Source organism: Nocardiopsis eucommiae (assembly GCF_965344335.1).
Taxonomy (GTDB): Bacteria; Actinomycetota; Actinomycetes; order Streptosporangiales; family Streptosporangiaceae; genus Nocardiopsis; species Nocardiopsis eucommiae.
The window spans coordinates 1-20,144 of sequence record NZ_CBDRIY010000036.1 but is presented as its reverse complement, the minus strand read 5'-3'; the positions used below and the strand labels follow the sequence as shown (position 1 = coordinate 20,144).

Genomic DNA, 20,144 nt, shown 5'->3' with positions numbered 1-20,144 from the left:
GACCAGATATGGATCTGCGGCATCTCAGGTACTTCGTCGCGGTGGCGGAGGAACTCCACTTCGGTCGGGCCGCCGAGCGGCTGCACATGGCCCAGCCGCCGCTCTCCCAGCAGATCCGCCAGCTGGAGGCGGAACTCGGTGTCGAGCTGCTGCACCGTACGACGCGTCGCGTCGCGCTCACCGAGGCCGGCCGGGTGTACCTGGACCTGGCACGCGGGATCCTCGCGGACGTCGACCGGGCCGCCCACCAAGCCCGTCTCGTCTCCTCCGGCGCCGTGGGCCACCTCTCCCTCGGATGCGTGGGATCAGCGACGTACAGCCTGCTGCCGAACCTCAGCCGTCGGCTCTCGGTCGAGCTCCCGGGGGTCGACTTCTCCTTCCGGGGTGACATGCTGGGCCCCGACCAGGTCGAGGCGCTGCGCGGCGGCACGATCGACGTCGCGTTGTTGCGCCCCCCGGTGGCCGACCGCTCCATCATCGTGCACACGCTGCGCCGGGACCGGCTGCTCGTCGCCCTGCCGGTGCACCACCGCCTGGCCGGGCGCGGACGGCTGCGTGCCGAGGACCTCGCGGGAGAGGATCTGATCGTGCACTCCGCGGACCGCCGGTCGGTGATGTACGACATCGTCCTGGGCCTGCTGCGCGACGTGGGCGTCGAGCCACGCGTTCGCCACGAGGTCGGGGAGACCTCGACCCTGGTCACTCTGGTGGCCGGGGGGCTGGGTGTGGCGGTCGTGCCCGAACCCGTCACGGCGCTGGAACTCCGGGGCGTCGCCTACCGGCCGCTCACCGGGGCCGACTCGCACGTGGAACTCGCCGTCGCGCACCGCGCCGACCGTTCCGAGCCCCACCTGGCACGTACCGTGGAGATCATCCGGGCGACGGTCCCAGGGATCACGGACCACACCCCCCGGCGGGACACCGCCCACGAGGACGAGGAGGGACGCGGGCGTTCCGGTGCGTGAGCCATGCGGGACCTCGCGGCGCCGAGGGGAGGTCGTCGGGACGACCGACGGCCGATGCCCCGGCGCCCCGGGATCGAGGCGTTCCTGGTCAGGACCACCCACGGCAGGGATCGTCGGATCCCCTGGCTCCACGGGGTTCTCGGAGCCCGGATCCCCGGGGCCGGACGCCGCCAGCGGTTCTTCGCGGTCCCCCCGAGCACGGTACGATGTGGTCGCCATGTGAACAACTGGAACACATCACGTCAGGGGCTCCGGAGTGGACATCCAAGCAGTAGACCGAGTGGGAATGATCCTCGCACTGTTCGGTCCGCATCGTGAATCGGTGACGTCGACCGAAGCCGCCGACCTCATCGGACTCAACCGCACGACGACCTACCGTTACCTGACCTCCCTGGTCAACGCCAACGTGCTCGCCCTCCGCGACGACCGCACCTATGTTCCGGGACCGGCACTCGTGCAGCTCGGCGCCTTCGCCCTCGGCCGACGCGACATCCTGCGCCTCGCCGTGGACCCGATGCAGACCCTGGCCCGCGACACCGAGATCACGGCGGTCCTGTCCCTTTGGGGTTCCTCGTCACCGGTCGTGGCGCACGTCGAGGAACCTCCGCGCCGCGAGATCGTCGTCTCCGTGCGGGTGGGCATGCAGCTGTCGACCGCCGCCGCGCAGACCGGCATCTTCCACACCTTCATGGCCGACGCCCCGAGCGTGGTGCGCGCCTCGCGACAGCTCCCGGACGGGGAGCGTGAACGGATCGGGCGCCTGGTGCGCGAGACGTCCGAGCGCGGGTACGCCGCCCAGGTCAGCACGCGGGGCATCGCCGTGCTCGCCACTCCCGTGTGGGACGAGCACGGCCTCGCGGCGTCACTCGCGCTCCTGAGCACCCGCGACGTGCTCGACGTCCACGCCGAGAGCGTCGAACTCGCGGCACTCCGGAGTGCCGCGACCACGATCTCCCGGTCGCTCGGCGCGGACGACTGAGCCCCTCAGACCTGCTCCGTCAACGGTCCCCCCTGCCCCGGGCCCCCGACGGCGCGTCACCGAGCCGTTCGACGTTCCCGAGCCGTCCGTAGGTCGGACCAGCCAGGCGTGACGCCGGATCGATCATCGCGGTGTCGATCTTGAGGCCGTCCAGCGCCGACGAGAGCACGTGGAACCGCACGACCTCCCCGACCGTGAACTGCGCACCGGCCCGGCCGAACTCCACCACGCGCGCGAGCCGGCACTCCAGACTCACCCGGGCGGTGGCCAGCCGGGGCACGCTCACCACGTCGCTCGGCTCGGTCGCGAGACCGAGGAGCTCGGCCTCGTCGACACCGGGGGGATGGACCTCCCCCGACTCGTGGACCTCCCTCCAGCGCTCCCATCCGGGGATGTTGACGACGTACTCCCCCCGTTCCGCGATGTTGCGGGCCGTGTCCTTGAACCCGCCCCCGCGCCGCCCGATGTTGATCCCGACCATGGGCGGATCGTTGGACACCATCGTGAAGGCGCTGAACGGGGCCAGGTTCGCCGCACCGTCACGGCCCACGGACGTCACCCACGCGATGGGGCGGGGTACGACACAGCCCGTGAGCAGCCGGTAGTTCTCCTGGGCGGTCAACCCCGAGGGGTCGATCACGGTCGTGTCGTCAGGCATGGTCCGCGGCTTCCTGTCGGACGGCGGCCCGGTCGAAGTCGTTGATGTCCTGGATCAACGAGTCGTCGTACAGGTCGACCGGGTCCACCGGTTCGGTGAGCTCGCCAGCGTCGAGCAGGAAGTCCACGTTGGCCTGGAGCGCCTCCTGGTCGATCACGCCGTACGGGTCGTCCTCGGCGCCGAGGTTGGCCAGTCGCGCCTCCAGGACGGAGACCGACGAGGACAGGGCGACATCGTCGTCCAGGCCCGAGGGGCGCGCCTCGGGGTGGGCGTCGAAGAGCAGTTGGACGGCGGCCTCGGGGTTCGCCTCGCTGAAGACCACGCCCTTGGCGATCGCGCGGCCGAGCTTGACGTACAGCTCCCGGTCCTCCTCCAGGTCACCCGTCCGGGCCGCGAGTCCGCCGCTCGTGAGCATGTCGGTCCCCGGGACCTCGATCTCGCGCAGCTCGATCCCCTGGTTCTCCAGCACCTGGAACGACGTGTCCAGCAGGGCGAGCGCGTCGACCTGGCCGTTCTCCACGGCGGTGGCCTGCTGGCCGCCCGTCCCGATCGCGACGAACGTCACCGAGTCCTCCGGTACACCCGCCTCCCGCAGACCGACCTGGGCCTGCGTGACCGAGGCGCTCGCGAGACTGATCGCGCCGACGGTCTTGCCCTCCAGGTCCTCGATCGACGTGATGTCGCTGTCGGCGGGGACTCTCAGGCCGTAGATGTTGTCCTTGTAGTAGGACATGAAGTAGGTCAGGTCGAGGTTCTTGCCGGGCTCACGGCCCAGGATCACCGGTTCGGGGCTGACGGCCCCGGTCGCCACCTGGCCGGTCGCGATCTGCTGGACCTGGGTCGTCGCGGAGTCGGCCAGGATGATCTCGACGTCCAGGCCCTCGTCCTCGAAGTAGCCCATCTCCTGGGACACCGCGATCGAGGCGATCCCCGCGTTCCAGGTCGGGGTCGCGAGCGTCATGGAGACCTGCTGGTCGCCACCGTCGCCGCCCGACCCGCCACAGGCCGCGAGCAGGGAGGTGAACATCAGTACGGCGCCGCCTTGCAGCACCTTGCGGGACACGCGTGTCATGGTCATGAGTCGTCCTTCGAGGGAGTCAGTTTCCAACGGAGCGGGCACGGTTCTCCTCGGACCAGAAGGCGAGTCGCCGCCCGCCGAGGACGACCGCGTAGTGCAGTACGAGACCGATGGTCGAGAGCACGACCAGGGCCGCGAACATGGTGGCCACGTCCAGCGAGGTGTTGCTGGCGATGATCAGGTAGCCGAGTCCGGCCTGTGAGCCGACGAACTCGGCGACGATGGCACCGATGACCGAGAGCACGACCGCCACGTCCAGTCCGGCGATGATGCTGGGGACGGCCGTCGGCAGGCGCAGCCGTGTGAGGACCTGCAGACGCGTCGCTCCGAAGGAACGCATCATGTTCACCTGGTCGCTGCTGGTGGAGTTGAAGCCGAGCGTGGCGTTGACGAGGATCGGGAAGAACGCGATCAGCGCCGTCGTGAGGATCTTCGACTCCATTCCGAAGCCGAACCAGACGAGGAACAGCGGCGCGAGGGCCACCTTCGGCACGGTCTGGAGCACCACGACGATCGGCAGGACGATCTTCTCGGCCAGGCGCGAGGAGCTCACCCACACCGCGACGAGCAGTCCGGAGACGACGGCGATGGCGAAGCCGTAGAGGATCTCCTGCAACGTGACCCAGGTGTGGCGCAGGAACGGCCCGTCGGTGAAGCCCTCGACGAGCGCCTCCACGATCCGGGTGGGCGCGGGGAAGAGGATCACCGAGATGTCGAAGGTGCGGACCACCACCTCCCACACGGTCAGCAGGATGAGCACCGTGGCGCTCGACAGCAACCAGCCAGGAAGGTCGGAGAGCCTGCGACGCGTCTCGGTGTCCCCCGCCTCGCGGCGCACTGTCAGGGTCTGCCCTGTCGAGGAGGAGTCTGGTGCGGTCATGGGGTGGTCACCACTTCGGCTGTGTCAAGGACGGTTCTGATACGGCGCGTGTAGTCACCGAACGCGGCGGTGCTCACGACGTCGAGGGTGCGCGGGCGCGGCAGGTCGATGTCGATGACCGCGCCGACGCGACCGGGGCGCGGCGTCATCACGACGACGCGGTCGGAGAGGAGGACCGCCTCGGAGATGCTGTGGGTGATGAAGACGACCGTCTTGCGGTCCCGTTCCCAGATCTCCAGCAGGTCCATCGTCAGCTGGTCGCGGGTCATCGCGTCCAGTGCGCCGAACGGCTCGTCCATCAGCAGGATCCGAGGGTCGTGCAGGAGGGCCCGAGCGATCCCGACACGCTGTTGCATCCCGCCGGACAGCTGGTAGGGGTGGCTGGTGGCGAAGTCCGACAGCCCGAGCATCTCCAGGAGCTCGTGCGCCCGGCCTTCGTCGCGCCTGCGCTGGGAGCGCCCCTGGAGGGTCGAGGGCACGAGCACGTTGTCCAGGACGGTGTGCCAGGGAAGCAGGAGCGGCTGCTGGAACACCATCCCGGTCATCGCCGACTCGTTGCGCGCCTCGGCCCGGTAGCTGATACTGCCCTCGGTCAGCGGCTCCAGTCCCATGATGAGTTTGAGCAGGGTGCTCTTGCCGCATCCGCTCGGTCCGACGATGGAGACGAACTCCCCGTCGGCGATGTCGAGGTGGAAGTCCTCGACCGCGACCGTTCCACCGCGATAGTGCTTGCTGACGTGGACGAAGTTCATGACTGGCTCACCCATGGAGCGACGCCTTTCCCGTGTGGTCCTCGGTTGCCCGCATGCGCCTGACGGCGTTCACGGCGGCTTCCGCGAGCAGTGTCGTGTCGGCGGCGCCGACGAAGAAGTCCAACCCCAGTTCGCGGGCGCGTGCGGCGCCGCCCGGTCCTCCCGCCGCCCCCGCGGCGATCCCGTGCCTGTGAGCCGCGGTGACCACGGTGCGATCGGCGTCTCCGACGGCACGTCCGGCGTCGAGCCCGAGGTCGGCGGCGCCGAGAAGGAGCCCGGTGATCCCGTCGACCGCGGCGATGTCCTCGACGTGCTCCAGCGCGGAGAGCGACTCGATCTGCGCGATGACCTCGACCGGCCGGGACAGGTAGTCGGCTCGTGGCCCCTGCCCCCACGCCCCGGCTCGCGACGTCGCACCGGAGCCGCGCCGTCCCTCGGGAGCGAACCGCGTCGCGGACACGATCTCGGCGGCGGCCTCGGGACCGTCGACGTGGGGAACGACGATCCCGTCGGCGCCGGCGTCGAGCACCCGTTGGACGAAGGACGGCCCCTGGTCGGGAACCCGCACGAGCGCGCGCATCCCGTGCGCCTGGCCGACGGCGATGTGCCGGGCGATCGCCGACAGGTCCAGCATCGTGTGTTCGGCGTCGACGACGATCACCTCGACACCGGCGCGGGCGAGGATGGCCGTGGACTCCCAGGAGTCGAGCTTGACCCAGGCGGCCCACTGTGGGCCCTGGGACCCGTTCCCACCGCTCATCGGTCCGTCTCCGGCCACGGGTAGTCGTCGGCGTTGAGGACCCAGCCCGGACGGCGCGAGAAGTCCTCGCGCGGCCCGGCGAAGATGTCGACCATGCGGTTCTCGCCGGATCCGACGGCCTCGCTGGTGTGCACCAGCGGCGGCGGGATGATGGTGAGCGACGGCCCGCCGATCTCACGGTGATGGTCGGGGCGCCACGCGGTGCGGTCGTTTCCCCACGCACGCCGGATGTGGTGGACGTACTCACCGGCGTCGACGAAGCTCAACTGCTCGAAGTCGTCGTGGGTGTGGGGCGAGAGGGTGCGCGGGTCCCGGGGTCCGACGCGTGGGTACAGCAGGTTCACCATCGCGTGACGGCCACGGAGGATGCGCCCCAGGCGTCCCTCCTGCGGGGCGATGTCCTCGATGGCGTCGTAGACGCGGATCTCGGCGTCGCCCGAGGGCGCGGGCCAGGGATCGGCGGGGACGCTGAGTCCGAGGCCGTCGGCGTAGGCCTCGCCGTTGAGCGCCTGGTCCAGCAGGTCCGACGCGGCCACCGTGTGCAGCCGCAGCAGCCGCAGCGCCCCCTCGACCTCGTACCGCCAGGGGCCCGGCTGGACCGTGACGACGCTCGTGGGTTCGACGCCGACCGTCTCCCCGTCGGTGCGCACCACGAGGCGGCCTCGGGAGGGTAGGACCACCAGCATCGTCTCGTCGGCGTCCTCGCGCTCGACGGTGTCCCCGTCGGCGTGTTCGGCGTAGACGACGGCCGCGTTGGCGGCTCGTACCGTCCACAGACGCCCGCCCCGTCCCGTGGTCACGGTGGGTGCGAGTTCACTGAAGTCGAAGTACTGCGGCTCGTGCGCGGCGTCGGCGTCGGGCCCGCTCGAGGCGGACAGTTGGCTGCGCGGGTCACTCGCGAGGTAGGCCATCCGTCAGCGCCTCTCGACCGGAGCGGGACGTTCGTCTTCCAGACCGAGCAGGAAGGCGGCGTTGTGCGAGGTGACCTGGCGAAGCTCCTCGACGGTCAGGCCTCGTTCGAGCAGGGCCGCACCGACGCGCATGAAGGCGTCGACGGGCATGGGGCGCCCTCGCTGTCCGAGGTCCGAGGAGAGGACCGTGTGGTCGGGGCCGATGGCCCGGATCCACTCGACCAGCAGCCCCGGGTCCCACTTGCGGAAGCCCTGGGGGTCGTACATGCCGACCTCGTGCTCGATGTAGCCGCCCAGCTCCGCCAGCTGGCGGCAGCGCTCGACGTCGGCGTCGACGATGAAGTTCGGGTGGCTGAGGATCATGCGGCGCACGCCGCGCTCAGTGGCGGCGGCGAAGAGCTGGGCCGACTGGGCCGGTTCCAGATGGCCCGCCGAGAGGAGCACGTCCGCCTCCGCCACCAGGTCGATGACCTCGTGGGCCGCGTCGAGGAGACGGCCCTCGGCGTCGACCACGTCGACGACCCGGTTGGGGATGTCGTAGTCGGACTCGGGGAAGCCGTGGTGCTCGTTCTCGCAGTGGCAGCGGCTGGAGAAGGTCGGGAACCAGACCGCGCGGCCGCCCATCTGGAGCGACATCGCGACCGCGTACGGGTTCAGTCCGCCCACCTGGGCGTTGAGGGCGATCCCGCCGAAGATCGGCGTCGCGACGCCGTCCAGTTCGCGGTGCATCGCGAGCAGGTCCATGACGGTGTTGTGGTGGTGCGACTTCACCAGGATTCCCCGCATGTTCAGGCGCTCTCCGTCACGGGCCGCCTCCACGTGGTCGAACTCCCGTGAGAAGGGGTTCGGGCCCGAGTGGCAATGCAGATCGACGGCTCCGTCGAGTGCCTCCGCGAGGGGCGGGAGGGACGTGAGAGTCATAGAGCACACCTCTGAGATCAGGGTCACATGTTCGTATTGAATCATCTATGTTCATATTGCGACTGTCAAGTGTGGGTGTGCGTTCGCCCCGGGGCGGTCCCCACAAGGCGCTTCGTTGCGGGGATCGAACACGTTCCCGCAGCGTGTGGCCACTGTCGCGCCCCGACGACAGCTCGTGCGGGGGTGCCGACACCGCGTGACCGCACTCCCCCGCCGCCACCGCGCGGAGGGACGTTCGTACGGGTTGCGCCCGCCCGCGCGAGCCTTGAGGCCTCGGTGCGTCCGGCGCTCTCCCCCACCCGTGTGGCCCCGGCGTACGGACCGAGAGGCGACCGCACCGACACGCGTCGCCGCGAACTCCGGACGTCCACCTCGCCCGACCGAGGTCTCCGTGCGTCCCCGCTCTCCCCACGAGTGGCCCGGGTGTACGCGCCGAGGAGCGATCACACCGCCACGCGTCGCCGCGACCGCCGAATCACCTCGGCACGGCTGAGGCACGGGTACGGGGCTCGCGTCGCCCCCAGGGTTTGGCCAGCGAAGGGCGGTGCGGTCAAGGGGCGCGGGGTCGAAGACACGGGGGACGAACCCCCGTCCGGCTGGGGCGGTTGCCCACCGCCGGGGGCGGCGTCCACCCGTCCCGACCCACGGGACGGGCCCGTTCCGGAGAGAACCGGAACGGGCCCGTCGAGTGTTCGGTCACCGCCGGGCGGGCTCACCCGCCGGGCGTTCGGATCCACGGAGGACGTGCGCGTGTGAGGACGCCACGGCCGTCCGTGCCTGGTGGGAAGCGGTCGTCCTCAGGCGGGCTGCCCGACGACCGCCCGGCGGTAGCGGTCCACCACCGCGCGGGCGATGGCCGGCGCTGGGCACAGGGGGTCCGCCACCGCGTCGGCGCCCGCGTGCGCCAGCCGGTCGTGGAACAGGCCCGGGGCCAGGAGCCAGCTGGCCACGGCCACCCGGCGGTGCCCCCGCTCGCGCAGCTGGGCGACGCGTTCGGTGACGGTGGGTCCGCCGGTGGCGATGAAGGCGACCTCCACCCGGGTCCCGAGGCGCCGGGAGAGGTCGGCGGCGGCCCGCCGGAGTTCGGCTCCGGCACCGGGGTCGGAGGTCCCGGCGCAGGCCAGGACCACGGCGTCGCCGGTCCGGTGCCCGGCGTCGTCCAGGCGACGCACGGCGGTGTCCAGGAGCGCCGGATGGCCGCCCAGCGCGGGGGTGACGACGGCGTCGGCGCGACCGGCCCGGGCCAGCTGGTGCGGGATGTCGGTGCGCACGTGGTAGCCGGAAGCGAGGAAGGCGGGCACGACCACCAGCGGGCCCGGGGTGCGGGCCGCGACCTGGCCGACGGTGGGTGTGCGCACGTCGGCGAAGGCCAGTCGGGCGGGCTGGCGGACCAGTTCGGCCACGTCCAGGGCCAGGGACCGGGCGACGGCGGTTCCGTGCGGGTCGCGGGTGCCGTGGACGGCCAGGATCAGGTTGCCGGTGTTCATCGCGTGGCGGGCGTACCCGCTCCGTCCTTCCTGGTGCCGGGGTCAGGAGGTGCAGTCGGGGGTGTCCAGGGCCAGCCGGTAGCCGCGCTTGACCACGGTCTGGATGATCCTGGGGTCGCCCAGGGCGGTGCGCAGCCGGGCCACGGCCGACTCCACCGCGTGGGAGTCGGCGTCCTCACCCAGGCAGGTGAGCAGGTGGGAACGGTCCAGGACCCGGCCGGGCTGGTGGGACAGCGCCCGCAACAGCCGCATCAGGGTGGGCGAGAGCGTGTGGACGACGCCGTCGACAAGGACGGCGTGGCCGCGCGGGCGCAGGCGGTGTCCGGCCACGTCCAGCGCGGGGAACCGGGCGGGCAGCTCCTCCGCGAGCCTGCGGACCTGGGAGCCGATCCGGGCCCGGTCCGGCCAGACGGTGGGGATGTCGTGGGCCATGAGGGGACGCGCGGTGACCGGACCCACGCACATGGCCAGAACGTCGCCGCTCAACGCGCGGACGAGCCGGGCCTGCTGACCGGTGGTGTGGGCGCGGGCCAACAGCCCTGCTGCGGCGGGCGCGCTGGTGAAGGTCACCGCGTCCACTCCCCCGCCGGTGACCGCCTCGATGAGCCGGTCCAGGGCGGCGGTGTCCTCGGGCGGGGTCCAGCGGTAGACGGGTACCTCGACCACCTCGGCTCCGGCCAGGCGAAGCGCGGCGGTGAAGTCCGGCAGGGGCTCGCCGTGCAGCTGGACGGCCACGCGCAGGCCCCGGACGCCCTGTTCGAGCAGGTGGTCCAGGACCTCGGCGGAGGACTCCGAGGGCGGTGACCACTCCTCGGTGAGCCCGGCCGCCCGGATCGCTCCACGGGCCTTGGGACCGCGTGCCAGCAGCCGGGAGGCGCGCATACCGTCCAGGAGCCCCTCGGCGGTTCCCCATGTCTCGCACGCCTCGACCCAGCCACGGAAGCCGATACCGGTGGTGGCCACGACGACGTCGGCGGGGCGGAGCGCGAGCTCGTCGGAGACCGACGCCAGGCGCTGGTCGTCGCTGAGGGGCACGATGCGCAGGGCGGGCGCGGCCACGACCCGGGCCCCCTTGCGGCGCAGCAGGGCACTCATCTCCTCGGCGCGGCGCGCGGCGGTCACCGCCACGGTGAACCCGGCGAGCGGCGCTGCGGTGGCGGGTTCGTTGCCCGGAGGAGTGGTGGCGGGGGCGGTGCTCACGGTGTTCCCCCCTCGGTGGCGATCTGCACCGTGCCGCCCCTCTGGCGCACGGACCAGGTGGTCAGTCGCGTGTCGCCGTCGAGGCCGGTTCCGGTGCGCAGGGAGTAGACCTCCTTGAGCATGGGCGAGGTTATGGTGGGTTCCCCGCCCCGGTCACCGACGATGCCCCGGGAGATGACGGCGGCGCCGGTGCGGGGGTCGATGTTGTCCACCGCGTACAGGTGGTGGTCGCGGGTGCGGAACAGGGCGACCTGTCCGCCGTCGGGGAGCAGCACGGCCACACCGTCCTCGACGCGCAGAGTGTGTGCGGGGCAGACGTCGGTCCAGGTGATGGCGGGTGCCTGCGTGGTGACGGTCATCGGGTGGCCTCCTGCGGTCGTCGGGCGGGCATGCCCAGGTTCACGGACGCGGTGTCGGGCACCCGCTGGTCGCGGGCGGTGGTGAAGCTGATCGTGGGGTCGGGCGTGTGGGGGGCGTTGGCGAAGGACACGAACCGGGAGAGCTTCTCCGGGTCCGCCAGGACCGCGGCCCACTCGTCGGTGTAGGAGGCCACGTGCCGGTCCATGGCCTCCTCCAGTTCGGCGGCGACGCCCAGGGAGTCGTGGACGACGACGTCGCGCAGGTGGTCCAGGCCGCCTTCGAGGGACTCGATCCACGGCGCCGTGCGCTGGAGCCGGTCGGCGGTGCGCACATAGAACATCAGGAACCGGTCGATGTAGCGGATGAGGGTGGGCTCGTCCAGGTCACCGGCCAGGAGTTCGGCGTGGCGGGGTGTGAACCCGCCGTTGCCGCCCACGTACAGGTTCCAGCCCTGGTCGGTGGCGATCACCCCGAAGTCCTTGCCCCGGGCCTCGGCGCACTCCCGGGCGCATCCGGAAACGGCGGACTTGAGCTTGTGGGGTGACCGTAGGCCCCGGTAGCGCTCCTCCAGGCGGATGGCCAGACCCACCGCGTCCTGGACCCCGTAGCGGCACCACGTGGTGCCCACGCACGACTTGACCGTGCGCAGGGCCTTGCCGTAGGCGTGTCCGGACTCGAAGCCCGCCTCCACCAGGCGCGCCCAGATGGCGGGCAGCTGTTCCAGCCGGGCCCCGAACAGGTCGATCCGCTGGCCCCCGGTGATCTTGGTGTAGAGGTCGAAGTCGCGTGCCACCTCACCGATGACGATCAGTTTGGCGGGGGTGATCTCCCCGCCGGGGACGCGCGGCACGACCGAGTAGGTGCCGTTGCGCTGGATGTTGGCCAGGTAGCGGTCGTTGGTGTCCTGGAGGGTGGCCTGCTCGCCCTCCAGGATGTGGCCGTTGCCGAGCGAGGCCAGGATCGACGCGACGGCGGGTTTGCAGACGTCGCAGCCGTGTCCGGTGCCGTGGGCGGCGATCAGCGCGGAGAAGGTGGAGGTGCCGGTGGCCCGGACGATCTCGACGAGTTCGGCGCGCGACTGGGTGAAGTGCTCGCACAGGGCCCTGGACTGCTCGATTCCGGACTGGGCGAGGATCCGCTTCAGCATGGGTACGCACGAGCCGCAGCTGGTGCCCGCCCTGGTGCAGGCCTTCAGCGCGGGGACGTCGTGGTTGCCAGCGTCGACGGCCCGGGTGAGGTCGCCCTTGGTGACGGCGTTGCACGAGCAGATCTGCGCGTCGTCGGGCAGTGCCTCGGCGCCCAGCCCCGCGGCGCCCTCCGGGGTGATCAGGGCGAGCGGGTCACCGGGCAGCGGGGATCCGACCAGGGGGCGCAGGGTGGCGTAGGCCGAGGCGTCACCGACCAGGGCACCGCCGAGCAGGGTGGTGGCGTCGTCGGAGACCACGAGCTTGGCGTAGCGGCCGCCCGCGGCGTCGTTGACCACGACGTCCAGGGCTCCGGGTGTGCGACCGTGCGCGTCACCGAAGCTGGCGACGTCGACCCCGAGGAGTTTGAGCTTCGTGGAGGTGTCGGCGCCGGTGAAGGTGGCCGCGCCGCCCAGGAGACGGTCCGCGACGACCTCGGCCATGGCGTTGCCGGGAGCGATGAGGCCGTAGACGGTGCCGTCGTGGTGTGCGGCCTCACCGACGGCGTGGACGCGGGGGTCGCTGGTGGTGCAGGTGTCGTCGATGACGATGCCGCCGCGCTCGGCCACGCGGAGTCCGGCGGCGCGGGCGAGGTCGTCCCGGGGGCGGATGCCCACGGAGAACACGACGATGTCGGCGTCCAGGTGGGCGCCCCCGTCCAGGGTCAGGCGCGCCGCGCGCCCCTGGGGCGAGGGTTCGACGCCCGTCGAGGCGACGCCGGTGTGCACGTGTACGCCCAGGTCGGCCACCAGTGTGCGCAGCAGGGACGCGGCGCCCTGGTCGAGTTGGGCGGGCATCAGGTGGGGGGCGAGTTCAACCACGTGGGCCTCCAGCCCCAGCAGGCGCAGGGCGTTGGCGGCCTCCAGCCCCAGCAGGCCGCCGCCGACGACCACTCCGGTGCGGGCGCCACGGGCGGAGGCCGTGATGGCCTCCAGGTCCTCGATGGTGCGGTAGACGTGGCAGCCCGGGAGGTCGTGTCCGGGGATGGGCGGCACGAAGGGGGTGGAGCCGGTGGCCAGGACCAGGCGGTCGTAGGGCAGTTCACGGCCGCTGGCGGTGGTCACCGTGCGGCGGACGCGGTCGACGGCGGTGGCGCGTTCGCTGACGTGCACGTCGACGGCGGGGCCGGAGAGGTCGCCCAGGGAAAGGTCCTGGGCGCTGGCTCCGTCGAAGTAGGAGGACAGGGCGACCCGGTCGTAGGCGGTGCGGGGCTCCTCGCCCACGACGGTGACGTGCCAGCGCCGGTCGGTGTCGCGGTCCCGGAGTGCCTCGACCAGGCGGTGGCCGACCATGCCGTTGCCGATGACGACGAGCTCTTCCATGGTGTGCTCGGCTCCTCGTGTAGCGGGTGCGGACTGCGTCCAGGCAACCTCGCGGGTGTTTCCCTCGGGTCAGACGACCGTGTCGCGGTTGTTTCGTTGTGCTGCCACCGCAGGTGGGGGCGGGGTGATGCGCGGACCGGGGTGGAGCGGCCGTCCGACGGGCCCGGTCACCCCACCGGGGCGGGCCGCATCCCCGACAGCAGGGCCCCCACGTCGCGTACGCACCCGCCGCAGCCGGTGGTGGCGCGGGTGCGTTCGGCGACGGCCTCGCGGGTGCGGGCCCCGTCCAGCCACGCCTTCTCGATGTCGGCGCGGCTGACCGCGTTGCAGCGGCACACCGGCGCCTCCGCCGCCCCCTGGGCCTCGGGGACGGTGGTGGGCGGCCCCTGGAGGAGGGCGAGGCGGTCGGAGGGCACCGGGGCGCCGGTGTCGTAGAGCTGGGACAGGGTGGCGGCGGCCTCGGGGAAGCCCAGCAGCACGGCGCCCACCACCCGTTCCCGGCGTACCGCGAGCTTGGCGTAACGGCCGCCGTGGCGGTCGCTGATGGTCAGGGTCTCCAGTCCCGGGGCGTCGTCGTCCTCGTGGACCCGCCCGAACGCGGTCAGTTCGATGCCCTCGGCCTTGAGCCGGGTCAGCGGTCGGGCTCCGGTGTAGGAGGCGTGCGGCGCGGAACCGGTCAGGCGCCGGGCCAGCACGGCGGCCTGTTCCCAGCCCGGCTGGACGAGTCCGGCACCGCCGCCGGGGTGCTGGGCGCAGTCACCGACGGCGTGCACCCGGGGGTCGGAGGTGGCCAGGCTGTCGTCCACGACCACCCCGTGGTCGACCACGATCCCGGCCCGGGCGGCCAGTTCGGTGTTGGCGCGTACCCCGGCCGCGACCACCAGGGCGTCGCCGGGCAGGACGGTGCCGTCGTCCACTTCCAGACCGGTACCGGGGATCCAGCGGGCGGCCGAGCGGCGCGCGTGCACCGCCACGCCCAGCGTGGCGTAGCTGTCGGCCAGGACCCGCGCGGCGCCCTGGTCGATCTGACGGCACATGATCCAGGGCGCGGACTCCACGACGGACACCCGTGCCCCACGGCCCACCAGGCCGCGTGCGGCCTCCAGGCCCAGGACGCCTCCGCCCAGGACCACCACGGGGGCGCCGGGCCGGGTCTGGGAGAGGAGGTGCTGGCAGTCCTCCAGGTCGCGCAGGGTGTGCACCCCCTCCCCCGGTCCTCCGTCCGGGGCGCGCACTCCGGGAACCGGCGGGAGCGCGGCGCGCGCTCCGGTGGCCAGGACGAGTTCGTCGTAGGTGAGGTGCGTTCCGTCGTCCAGGGAGAGGACCCGCCGCCGGGCGTCCAGGGCGGTGGCGGCCACACCGGTGCGCACGGTGATCCCCGCTCCTCCAGGGGCCGGTAGCCGGATCTGGTCGGGGCCGTAGTCCCCGGCGAGCACGCCCGAGAGGAGAACGCGGTTGTAGGCGGGGTGCCGTTCGGCGCCGACCACGCTCACGCGCACGCGGTCCCCCGCCGGGTCCAGCCGGGCCGTCTCCTCCGCGAATCGGGCGCCGACCATACCGTTCCCGACGACCACGATCCGGCGCGGGGACGTTCTCTGCGCGGTGTTCAACTGGTGCCTCCTGGCATGGGTGCGCTGGCCGGGCCCCGGGTTCCTCGACCCCGGCCGGGCGGATCGGGTTCCAGGCGTACGGCGCTGACCTTGAACTCGGGCATGCGGCTGACGGGGTCCAGTGCCGGGTGGGTGAGGTTGTTGGCGGACTGCTCACCGGCGAAGTGGAAGGGCAGGAACACCGTGTCCAGACGGGCGGTGGGCTCCAGGCGCACCCGGGCGCGGGTGTGGCCACGGCGGGAGGTGACGCGGGCCCAGTCCCCTGCGGCGAGTCCGGAGCGCGCGGCCGTGGCGGGGTGCACCTCCACGTACGCCTCGGGTTCGGCGCCCTCCAGCTCGGCCACGCGGCGGGTCTGGGCTCCGGACTGGTAGTGGCCCATCAGTCTGCCGGTGGTGGCCACCAGGGGGTACTCGGTGTCAGTGGTCTCGGCGGGGGCGCGGTGGGAGACCGGGACGAGGCGGGCGCGACCGTCGGGGTGGGCGAAGGTGTCCAGGAACAGGCGGGGCGTGGACCCGGTGGGGGTCCGGACCGGCCAGTACAGCGCCTGGCCGTCGGCCAGGCGCCGGGGGGTGACGCCGGAGTAGTCGGCCGGGCCTCCGGCGGAGGCGCGGCCGAGTTCGGCCAGGACGGCGTCGGGATCCGTCGGGAACCGCTCGGCGGGTTGCCCCAGCCGCACGGCCAGGGCGGAGAGGACCTCCAGGTCGGTCCGCACCCCCTCCGGCGGGGCGGTCGCCCTTGCCCGGCGGAGGACGCGGCCCTCCAGGTTGGTCATGGTGCCGCCCTCCTCGGCCCACTGGGCCACGGGCAGCACCACGTCGGCCGTGGCGGCGGTCTCCGAAAGCACGAAGTCGGCCGCCACCAGCAGGTCCAGGGAGTCCAGGCGGTCGCGTACCCGTGCGGTGTGGGGGGCCGACACCAGGGGGTTGGAGCCGAACAGCAGGAGGGCGCGCGGCCCGTCGGGGGTGCCCAGGGCGTCGAGGAGTTCGAAGGCCGAGCGGCCCGGACCGGGCAGGGCGGCAGGGTCCACCCCCCACACCCGGGCCACGTGTTCACGTGCGTCCGGATCGTCGATACGGCGGTACCCGGGCAGCTGGTCGGCCTTCTGGCCGTGCTCGCGTCCGCCCTGGCCGTTGCCCTGACCGGTGATGCACCCGTAGCCCGAACCGTGGCGGCCGGGCAGCCCCAGGGCCAGGGCCAGGTTGATCCAGGCCGACACCGTGTCGGTGCCCTTGGAGTGCTGTTCGGTGCCGCGCCCGGTGAGGACGTAGGCGGAGCGGTTCCCGGCGGCCCGGCCCAGCAGGTCGGCGGCGGCGCGGATGCTCGCGGCGGGTACGCCGGTGACCCGTTCGGTGCGTTCGGGCCACCAGGCGGCGGCGTGCTCCCAGGCGGCGTCGAACCCGGTGGTGCGTGCGGCGACGAACGGTTCGTCGCACCAGCCCCGCACGCGTGCCGCGTGCAGCAGCCCCAGGGCCAGGGCGAGGTCGGTACCGGGCCGGGGAGCCAGGTGGAGGCCGCCCCGGTCGAGGGCGACACGTGCGGTGGCCGACCGGCGCGGGTCGATGACGATGAGAGTGGGCGCGGAGAGGTGCCCCATCATCGGCGGCATGGTCTCGGCGGGGTTGGCCCCGGCGAGCAGGACCACCTCCGCCTCGGCCACGTCGGTCAGGGGGAAGGGCATGCCCCGGTCCAGGCCGAAGGCGCGCGTGCCCGCGGCGGCGGCCGAGGACATACAGAAGCGGCCGTTGTAGTCGATCTGGGAGCTGGCCAGGGCCAGGCGGGCGAACTTGCCCAGGGCGTAGGACTTCTCGTTGGTCAGGCCGCCACCGCCGAAGACCGCGACGGCGTCGGGGCCGGACTCGGCGCGCAGGGAAGCCAGGCGTTCCGCGACGTGGTCCAGGGCGGTGTCCCAGTCCGTCTCGACCAGCTCGCCGCCGCGCCTCTCGCGCAGCAGGGGGCGGGTGAGGCGGTCGGGCACGGTGAGGAGCTCGGCGGAGGTCCAGCCCTTGCGGCACAGGCCGCCCCGGTTGGTGGGGAAGGGGGCCGGACGGGCGGCCAGGCGCCCGTCCGGTCCGGGTTCCAGGCTCATGGCGCACTGGAGCGCGCAGTAGGGACAGTGGGTCGTGGTCATCGGGCCGTCACCGGGAGGGGCGCGTCGGCGGAGGCGGAGCGCGCGGGGCGACGCAGGTACACCGCCCAGGTGACCCCGGCGCAGAGCAGGTAGAACGCGCCGAAGGCGACGAAGGCGGGAGCGGTGGAGCCGGTCGCGGCGAACGACTCGCGGAAGCCGACGTTGATGCCCACGCCGCCCAGCGCGCCGACCGCGCCGATCAGGCCGAGCATGGAGGAGGCCACGCGCTTGGTGCGTGCCAGGGCCTGTTCTCGGGGTTCTCCGGCGGCGATGGCGTCCTCCGCCCGGGCCGCGTAGATGGAGGGGATCATCTTGTAGGTGGAGCCGTTGCCCAGGCCGGTGAGGACGAACATCACCGCGAACGCGCCGATGAACAGGCCCAGCTGGCTGGCCTGGACGGCCAGGACGAGCACGGCGGAGCAGACGGCCATGGCGGTGAAGACCCACAGGGTGACGCGGGCCCCGCCCAGGGAGTCGGCCAGCCTGCCGCCGACTGGCCGGATGAGCGAGCCGAGGACCGGTCCCAGGACGGCGATCCCCGCGGCCTGCACGGGCTCCAGTCCGAACTGGGCCTGGAGCAGCAGGCCGAAGGCGAACCCGGTACCGATGAAGGAGCCGAAGGTGCCCACGTACAGCAGCGACATGATCCAGAAGTGGCGGTCGCGGGTGGCCGACAGCTGCGCGGCCGCGTCGGCGCGCACGTGGACGAGGTTGTTCATGGACCGGTACGCCCACCAGGCCGACAGCAGGATCAGCGGCGCGTAGAAGAGCGGGACCAGGTACCCGGAGGAGGTGGTGAACAGGGCGATGACGGCCAGTCCGACCAGCTGGACGGTGGCGACGCCGATGTTGCCGCCGCCCGCGTTCAGGCCCAGGGCCCACCCCTTCTCCCGTTCGGGGAAGTAGGAGTTGATGTTGGCCATGGAGGAGGAGAAGTTGCCGCCGCCCACACCCGCGGTGGCGGCCAGGACCAGCAGCAGCCAGAAGGGGGTGTCGGGGTCGCGGACCAGGAAGAAGGCGGCCACGGTCGGGACGATGAGCGCCAGGGTGGCGACGACGGTCCAGTTGCGTCCGCCGAAGATCGGCACGGCCAGGGTGTAGGGCACGCGCAGGACGGCGCCGACCAGGGTCACCACCGACAACAGCAGGAACTTCTGCTCGGGGGTGGTGGAGAAGCCGTGCTCGGGCGTCATGAACAGCACGAGCACCGACCAGATGCTCCACACCGAGAAGCCGATGTGCTCGGAGGCGATGGAGGCCCACAGGTTGCGGCGGGCCACCCGGCGCCCCCCGTCGTTCCAGAACGCCTCGTCCTCCGGGTCCCAGCGGGAGATCCAGCTCCTGCCTGTGCGCGGCGCGCGTTGGCCTGTTCCGGTCACGGCTGGTGCCTTCCTGATTGACGGGGTCGACGGAACCGAAGGTAGGAAGGCCGCGTTGCCGGGAGGTGTCCGACGGTGACACACGGGGGAACAGTCGGCTCACTCGGAGGGCGCGGCCGTGGTGAGAACATCCGTCGACGCTGGTGGAAGGTAGTGGCCCGGCTACGCGTCGACAAGGGGGATCCGCTGTTTGTGGGAGGAATCACCCTCCGCCCGCGTCGGGCCGCCCCTGCGGAGGCGACGGGTTCGACCTCCGGTGCCCCGGGTAGCCCCTCCCAGGCCACCCCCCAACACGGAGAGAGTCAGCACCATGCCCCCCTGTGAACGGCGCTCGCGGGCGCCCCTCGCCGCGAGCGGCACCGCGCTCGTCCTGTCCCTCACCGCCTGTACCGGCGCCTCCACCGTCGACGACGGTGTGGAGGGAGCCTCCGCCGCCGGGTCCGGGTCCCTGTCGGCCGGCTACGTCGGCAGCATCGACCAGCTCGGCCTGCCCATCGCCGCCGAGACCGGCACATTCGAGGACCACGGCCTCGACGTGACCCTGGCCGCCCCGTTCCCCACGGGCGTCGACGCGATCAACGCGCTGGAGGCGGGCGACGTCGACGTCATCCAGGTCGGCGTCCCGGGCCTCGCCGCGCTCGACAGCGGCGTGGACCTCGTCATCGTCGGTCACTACAGCGGGTCGGCGGCCCAGCGCAACGTCGACGACACCATGTCCCTCGTCGCCGTCGAGGACGCGGACATCGACCCCGAGGACCTGACCACTCTGGAGGGGAGGACGATCGCCACCAGCCTCGGCACGATCAACCACCTCTACCTGCTCGCCCTGCTGGAGGAGGAGGGTGTCGATCCCGAGGACGTCGACCTCGTCAACACCGCGCCACCGGACATGCCCGTGGCCCTGGAGACCGGCGGCGCCGACGCGGCCGTCGCCTGGGACCCGTGGCCCCTCACCGTCACCGACCAGGTCGAGGGCGCGTGGGAGGTGGTCCGCGGCGGCGGCTACCTCCCCTACGTCGGCTACGTCATGACCACGCCGGAGTACCTGGCGGGGAACGGGGAGACGGTTCGGGCGTTCCTGACCGCCCGCGCCGAGTCCGACCAGTGGATCCGGCACCACCCGGAGGACGCGGCCGACTCCGCCACACGCTGGTTGACCGGCACCGATCCCGACATCGCCCGGGCCGCCATGGAGCACAACCTCGCCCAGCTGGACGGCCGCTTCTCCGCCTGCAACTACCTGGCGCTGGACACCGTCTCCCGGCTCCTGTCGGAGCAGGGTGTCACCGGGGCCGACATCGACGTCGACTCGGTGGTGGACCCCTCGTTCGTCCTCGCGGTCCAGGAGGACCACCCCGAGCTGTTCGACGACCTGCCCGAGGTCCCCGACTCGGCCCGGATCACGCCCGACCACACCTTCGACCGCGCGGCCGACGAGGAGGCCTGCGCGGTGTGAGGCCGGGGGCGGGACACCCGGGGCGGCGCCCTCGGGTGGCCCGCCGGGAAGACGGCGACGGGGGGGGGGGGGGGGGGGGGGGGGGGGGGGGGGGGGGGGGGGGGGGGGGGGGG

At 72.5% G+C, this 20,144-nt stretch carries 17 protein-coding genes; 3 read left to right on the top strand and 14 right to left on the bottom strand.

Annotated features, from left to right (window positions below):
- Positions 1–8 precede the first annotated feature (8 nt).
- Together ACRWK8_RS20700 and ACRWK8_RS20695 are read left to right on the top strand one after the other, a co-directional pair.
- Positions 9–965, top strand: coding sequence for a LysR substrate-binding domain-containing protein (locus tag ACRWK8_RS20700; protein WP_431872291.1), 957 nt, complete (start codon positions 9–11; stop codon positions 963–965).
- 256 nt (positions 966–1,221) lie between these two features.
- A complete protein-coding gene (locus ACRWK8_RS20695; RefSeq protein WP_431872289.1) occupies positions 1,222–1,944 on the top strand; it encodes an IclR family transcriptional regulator in 723 nt (240 codons plus the stop codon).
- 19 nt (positions 1,945–1,963) lie between these two features.
- On the opposite strand, the gene ACRWK8_RS20690 is transcribed toward ACRWK8_RS20695, so the two are convergent.
- From ACRWK8_RS20690 to ACRWK8_RS20625, 14 genes are all read right to left on the bottom strand, one after another.
- Positions 1,964–2,602, bottom strand: a complete 639-nt coding sequence (locus ACRWK8_RS20690) for a flavin reductase family protein (protein ID WP_431872287.1) — start codon at positions 2,600–2,602, stop codon at positions 1,964–1,966.
- The gene (locus ACRWK8_RS20685) at positions 2,595–3,680 is read right to left on the bottom strand and encodes an ABC transporter substrate-binding protein (protein ID WP_431872285.1); all 1,086 of its coding nucleotides are present in this window, start codon (positions 3,678–3,680) and stop codon (positions 2,595–2,597) included. Before ACRWK8_RS20685 ends, ACRWK8_RS20690 begins: the two co-directional genes overlap by 8 nt.
- Positions 3,681–3,699: 19 nt before the next feature.
- Positions 3,700–4,560 (bottom strand): ABC transporter permease, encoded by an 861-nt coding sequence (locus ACRWK8_RS20680; RefSeq protein ID WP_378734550.1) that lies wholly within the window; start codon positions 4,558–4,560, stop codon positions 3,700–3,702.
- Positions 4,557–5,327: an ABC transporter ATP-binding protein gene (locus ACRWK8_RS20675; RefSeq protein WP_431872283.1), complete on the bottom strand. Its 771-nt coding sequence runs from the start codon at positions 5,325–5,327 to the stop codon at positions 4,557–4,559. The genes ACRWK8_RS20680 and ACRWK8_RS20675 overlap by 4 nt, the downstream gene beginning before the upstream one ends.
- On the bottom strand, positions 5,320–6,072 hold the full coding sequence (locus tag ACRWK8_RS20670) for an HpcH/HpaI aldolase family protein (protein WP_431872281.1): 753 nt from the start codon (positions 6,070–6,072) through the stop codon (positions 5,320–5,322). The genes ACRWK8_RS20675 and ACRWK8_RS20670 overlap by 8 nt, the downstream gene beginning before the upstream one ends.
- Complete coding sequence (locus ACRWK8_RS20665; RefSeq protein WP_431872279.1) at positions 6,069–6,983, bottom strand: cupin domain-containing protein; 915 nt, start codon at positions 6,981–6,983, stop codon at positions 6,069–6,071. Before ACRWK8_RS20665 ends, ACRWK8_RS20670 begins: the two co-directional genes overlap by 4 nt.
- 3 nt (positions 6,984–6,986) lie before the next feature.
- Entirely contained in the window at positions 6,987–7,904 is a 918-nt protein-coding gene (locus ACRWK8_RS20660; RefSeq protein ID WP_431872277.1) for a DUF6282 family protein, read from the bottom strand.
- A gap of 797 nt (positions 7,905–8,701) precedes the next feature.
- Positions 8,702–9,391, bottom strand: coding sequence for a sirohydrochlorin chelatase (locus ACRWK8_RS20655; protein ID WP_431872275.1), 690 nt, complete (start codon positions 9,389–9,391; stop codon positions 8,702–8,704).
- Between the two features lie 42 nt (positions 9,392–9,433).
- A complete protein-coding gene (locus ACRWK8_RS20650) occupies positions 9,434–10,591 on the bottom strand; it encodes a uroporphyrinogen-III synthase (protein WP_431872273.1) in 1,158 nt (385 codons plus the stop codon).
- Entirely contained in the window at positions 10,588–10,950 is a 363-nt protein-coding gene (gene nirD / locus ACRWK8_RS20645) for a nitrite reductase small subunit NirD (protein WP_378734562.1), read from the bottom strand. The genes ACRWK8_RS20650 and nirD overlap by 4 nt, the downstream gene beginning before the upstream one ends.
- Positions 10,947–13,457 carry a nitrite reductase large subunit NirB gene (gene nirB, locus ACRWK8_RS20640; protein WP_431872270.1) on the bottom strand — a complete coding sequence of 837 codons (2,511 nt, stop codon included), beginning with the start codon at positions 13,455–13,457 and terminating at the stop codon, positions 10,947–10,949. Before nirB ends, nirD begins: the two co-directional genes overlap by 4 nt.
- A gap of 167 nt (positions 13,458–13,624) precedes the next feature.
- Complete coding sequence (locus tag ACRWK8_RS20635; protein ID WP_431872268.1) at positions 13,625–15,067, bottom strand: FAD-dependent oxidoreductase; 1,443 nt, start codon at positions 15,065–15,067, stop codon at positions 13,625–13,627.
- On the bottom strand, positions 15,064–17,196 hold the full coding sequence (locus tag ACRWK8_RS20630) for a molybdopterin oxidoreductase family protein (RefSeq protein ID WP_431872266.1): 2,133 nt from the start codon (positions 17,194–17,196) through the stop codon (positions 15,064–15,066). Before ACRWK8_RS20630 ends, ACRWK8_RS20635 begins: the two co-directional genes overlap by 4 nt.
- Complete coding sequence (locus ACRWK8_RS20625; protein ID WP_431872264.1) at positions 17,193–18,575, bottom strand: MFS transporter; 1,383 nt, start codon at positions 18,573–18,575, stop codon at positions 17,193–17,195. Before ACRWK8_RS20625 ends, ACRWK8_RS20630 begins: the two co-directional genes overlap by 4 nt.
- 310 nt (positions 18,576–18,885) lie before the next feature.
- On the opposite strand from ACRWK8_RS20625, the gene ACRWK8_RS20620 reads away from it, so the two are divergent.
- A complete protein-coding gene (locus tag ACRWK8_RS20620) occupies positions 18,886–20,031 on the top strand; it encodes an ABC transporter substrate-binding protein (protein WP_431872262.1) in 1,146 nt (381 codons plus the stop codon).
- The last annotated feature ends 113 nt before the right edge of the window (positions 20,032–20,144 follow it).